The organism is Mesorhizobium huakuii, from assembly GCF_030160235.1.
Taxonomy (GTDB): Bacteria; Pseudomonadota; Alphaproteobacteria; order Rhizobiales; family Rhizobiaceae; genus Mesorhizobium; species Mesorhizobium huakuii.
Map to the genome: position 1 here is coordinate 1 of NZ_BSNY01000033.1, position 4,418 is coordinate 4,418.

The 4,418-nt window shown below is 57.8% G+C and carries 4 protein-coding genes and 1 pseudogene; 3 read left to right on the forward strand and 2 right to left on the reverse strand.

What is annotated here, in order from left to right; all coding sequences use genetic code 11:
- Nucleotides 1–62: 62 nt before the first annotated feature.
- The 3 genes and pseudogenes from QQK95_RS17465 to QQK95_RS17475 all read left to right on the forward strand — a co-directional run.
- Nucleotides 63–497 (forward strand): annotated as a pseudogene (locus QQK95_RS17465) (IS30 family transposase); the annotation flags it as partial.
- 419 nt (nt 498–916) lie between these two features.
- Entirely contained in the window at nt 917–2,299 is a 1,383-nt protein-coding gene (locus QQK95_RS17470) for an adenylate/guanylate cyclase domain-containing protein (protein WP_284274940.1), read from the forward strand.
- A gap of 554 nt (nt 2,300–2,853) precedes the next feature.
- Nucleotides 2,854–3,024: a hypothetical protein gene (locus tag QQK95_RS17475; protein WP_240565404.1), complete on the forward strand. Its 171-nt coding sequence runs from the start codon at nt 2,854–2,856 to the stop codon at nt 3,022–3,024.
- 29 nt (nt 3,025–3,053) lie between these two features.
- On the opposite strand, the gene QQK95_RS17480 is transcribed toward QQK95_RS17475, so the two are convergent.
- Nucleotides 3,054–3,320, reverse strand: a complete 267-nt coding sequence (locus QQK95_RS17480; protein WP_240565403.1) for a hypothetical protein — start codon at nt 3,318–3,320, stop codon at nt 3,054–3,056.
- A gap of 654 nt (nt 3,321–3,974) precedes the next feature.
- On the reverse strand, nt 3,975–4,166 hold the full coding sequence (locus QQK95_RS17485) for a hypothetical protein (protein WP_240565402.1): 192 nt from the start codon (nt 4,164–4,166) through the stop codon (nt 3,975–3,977).
- Nucleotides 4,167–4,418: the final 252 nt, after the last annotated feature.

A 4,418-nucleotide genomic window follows, 5' to 3' on the forward strand; every position in this document is an offset into this window, starting at 1 on the left:
GGGCAATGGCTGCATAATGTTCAACAGCCCGCCCGCACACGGAATTCCTGACAGTCCCGAGTGATCTGCTCACCGGTGCTAACGACACGAACATCGCCACCCTCGTCGAGCGACACAGCCGGTTCACTATGCTTGTGAAGTTGGCGAGAAGGGACTCGGCGACCGTCGTGAGGGCCATCGCCGAGAAGATCGGCACATTGCCCGAAGAGTTGCGGCGCTCGTTGACATGGGACCAGGGCAAGGAGATGGCTCGTCACAAGAGCTTCACCGTTGCCACCGACCTACAGGTCTACTTCTGCGATCCGCGCAGTCCCTGGCAGCGCGGCAGCAACGAAAATACCAACGGTCTGCTCAGGCAGTACTTCCCCAGAGCAACCAACTTCTCCCACGTCTCGCAGGACCAACTCAACGCCGTCGCCCTGCGGCTCAATCAGCGCCCCCGAAAAATCCTGGACTTCGAAACGCCGGCCGATAGGCTACAGAGGGTGTTGCAATGACCTATTGAACTCACCGCCTGATCTCGGCCGTTGAGGTCAGCTTTGCTACCGCCTGAAAGCAGACATTGCCGACGACCACGCCGGAGGTCGCGGTTGCGCCATTGACGGAAGTTTGACGGTTAGAGCGAGATGGTCTGCTTCGCGCGTTGATAGTAGGCGTACATCGTTGCTGCCTTGTTGTCGCATCTCGAGGAAGCCGGTTTCTGCTCTGCAACGTCACCAATACGATCCGCGCCATGATCAACCCTCGTTGTCTGCTCAGCAGCGGTCCCTGCTGATGCAAGCGGTCTTATGGTCCGGTCCCCGCAACGAAACCATTTAGGCTTCGTTGGTGTTCGAATTTTGCACGATTCTATTGCCTGAGCCGATTGGTGCTACACTGAGAAGCCAGTTAACGCGACGGACCTGTGTTCGGTGATATGACCAAAGTAACCGCTTTACCCGACAGAGTGGATTTCGACGTGGCCGCGGATGAGACCTTGCTTGAGGCGGCTCTCAGGTCGGGCGTGCCATTTGCCCACGCATGCGGCGGTAGGGCGAAATGCTCGACATGCCGCGTTTGGGTTCTCGATGGCCTTGAGGCTTGCCCGGACCGGAATCCGGACGAAACCCTAATGGCGAACCGGTTGAGATTGGCCGATGAGGTTCGGCTGGCCTGTCAGCTCAGGCCGGAAGGCGAGCTTCGCGTCCGACGCCTGGTGCTAGACGAAACCGACATGATGATCACCAGTCAGCTTGGCACTTCTGCCGCGACTCGTTGCGGCGAAGCAAGGCATGTTGCGGTCTTCTTCAGTGACATTGTTGATTTCACAGCGCTGTCGGAGCGGCTTTCGCCCTACGACGTGATGTATCTGCTCAATCGCTACTTTGCCCAAGTCGGCGACATCATCGAGCAGAATGGCGGTTTCGTGGACAAACTGATCGGCGATGGGCTCATGGCAATATTCGGTATCGACGACCAGCCAGACGCTCCGCTCCGCGCCGTGAACGCCGCACTTCAGACCCTCGCCACGGTCGATCGTCTGAAGCCTTTCTTTGCCTCGATGTATGGCATCGATTTCGATATTCGTATCGGCCTCAACTATGGCGAAGCCGTCATCGGCACATTGGGTTTTGCTGGACACGAACGTCTCACGGCCATCGGCGACGTTGTAAATCTGGCCAGCCGGGTCGAGGCCGCCAATAAAGATGCCGGTACGCGATTGCTAATATCAGAGGCCCTTCGCGACCAGATCGCCGACAAGGTGGAAATCGGCGACTTCGTCAGGGTACGCCTTCGCGGTACCGCCGAGCGCACAAGCCTGTTCGAAATAGTCAGGCTGAAGCCGGAAATTGACGCCGACCTGAATGCCAAGGGGCTTCGCGAGACTATCCGTCAGGGCGGCAGGAGGTGGGTTCGCGCTTTTTCCGAAGACGAGCTTAAGCCCTACGAACGCCGGATTCTCGATTTTGAAGATTGCGATATCGTCGTCGTTCGCGGATCCGACAACTATTGCGCCTTCAACAATGCCTGCCCGCATCTTCATCTGCCGCTCTACGAAAGGCGAAGTTCCACTCAGGCCGAAAAGCTGAAGCTCCCGCACACGGAGAGCACGATCACTGCAGATCTTGGCCTGGTCTGCCGCTGGCATCAGAGTTGTTTCGACCTGTCTACCGGCGAAATCAGGGGGTGGGCGCAGCTGCAGCAGGATGGTACTGCGCCGGGCTATGAATTCGCGGGTAACATTTCGAAAAACCGCGCAAAACTGATCGTATACCCCTGCCGAAAGCAGGACGGCTTTGTGTGGATCGGGCTCGAGTGAAGCAACGTTCCGATATTTTAGTTTTCTGTCGCGATCCCATGTCGCCTTTTCTCACATTCTAGGACCTTCCTGATCGTGAGACTGAACGGCAGCATCGGGCCAGGTCACGACAATGCTCACGGTGACCGTAATGTCCGGCTTGAAGATTTGCCGCCTGAAGCAGCCGGTCCGCAAACGGCCCCGTTTCAGACATTCGGTCTGAATGATCCATTGGCCTTGATGCGCCTCCGTACCTTGTGGATGGACCGACCGTGTGCGCAGGGCAAAGGGCGCGACTTCCGCAGGCCGCCAACGTCTTCGGCAAAGGCGTTTGAAGACGCCAATACCCGGCTACCGAGGTGACGCGCTTGACGCGCATTGGGCTTGGGTCTGGCGATTTTGGCCGTCAAGGCTGGTCGAAAAGTGCTGAAAAAAATCGGCGCCAGCCTTCGGCTTCGTCCTTCGCAACCAACCCTTGGGCCGCTCGTTGACCTATGCTGGCCCACGCCAGCACTCCATGCTTTGCCCCACTCAGAGCAGCGGGCGTGGTTAGGTTTGGGGTTGGAGTAGGTCCAATGGTGAAAGATGGTGATGAACGCGAGAAAACAGGACGACAACTGCTTGCTCGACGATTGGCTGAAGAAGCGGACATTTCCGAGCAGCAGGCGAACGACCTGATCAAGCTCATCGGCACCGACTGGAGCTGGCTGTTGCGCGAGGCGCGCTTTCTAAAGGAGCGCAATTAACTTAGGGACTGCCTGTCGCCGATCTCTTGTCAGTCTGCCCCATCGATCAGCGCCTTGTTTCGCGTCGGCGGAACGTAGCTCTGTAACAGGCGCACCTTGTCCTGATCGACCGTGTCCGTGGTTCCCAATGTCACCGTTACCTTGCCGCTGATCAACTCGATTGGCTGACCCTTCACGACCTCGATGGAATGGTGGAAATTATAGCTTGGGATTGAAACGCTGATGCGGTCGTCGGTCACGCGCTTGATGACGGTGGCCATGACCTCGTCGCCGACCTTGATGCTGCCCCGTGCCATGCCTTGATTCTGGAGCGCGAAATTGCGGCGTCAAGGATTAGCGATATCTAATTTATAGATTGGGCCGGGTGGTGCCTGGCTCGTCGATGCGACTGTGCGCCGGGATGGGTCGCTGGCTTCTTCCGAGAGTGCCTCGTCCAAGCTCGCCTTGCCGTTCGAATGATGCCAGTCTCTTGGGCTCGGCGCATTTTTGCCCGAGCCGGCGGCGACACACACACCCCAACAAACCGCCGGTTAGGCTCGGCAGCTGACTGAGTGCCCCAAATCGTCAACCGCCGGGCCGCCAGGTTTTATGCTCCATGCGGACGGAAGCGCCGAATTGATCGATCCGACTGAGGGGCCTGACGTGATGGCGCCCCGCCGCTCCCAGGCTGTTGCCGGAATTTCAGGTAGCCTGCAAAAATCGACAGCTTCTTTTCATAGCCTATGCGCACCATAGCTTTGCAGCTGTCGCATCTGAAGCTTCCGACTGTGCGGAGCCAGGAACCGGACCTGACCATATGGTGTGAACAGGCCGGACAGTGAAACTCCATCGACACGTCGCTCAGTTCATCGCACAAAGCCATTTCGGTCGTTCTCCCAACCGATATTCCAGCCCAGTGCGGCATCCGCCCCCAGAGCCCCAATCGCACAGGCCATTCCCCAACAGTCAGCTTAAAGCCGATCGAAATCGACAAGTCCGAGACGTCTTCGCTGGCCCTCGGCATAAGCTAGGGCAAACGACTCCAGTTCGAATGCTCGAGTTGTTTCTTCGTCGCCATCGACCACACGGACGAACCACTCTCCGCAGGCTTCCATCAATTCAACGCAAGGATTGATATTGCTGCCAGGCGTCACGCTGTCCATTACAAGCTCCACAGAAAGAAGGTGTGTCTGAAGGCGGGCCAGAATATGTTCATTATCCGCGACTTACGAGCAACTCCTCCAACTCGTGGTCGGTGACGGTGCAAGCCCGCATGAGGGTTCCAGTGGCACAGTTCGCCATCGATAGGAACCGCGCTTTGCGGCGCGAGAGCATGTGGGCTTCGGCAGCGCTTTCAGAGCTATGGCGGAAAATGGGTGATGACGGTTTGAGAAGGGCGGCGTATCGAGGCGGGT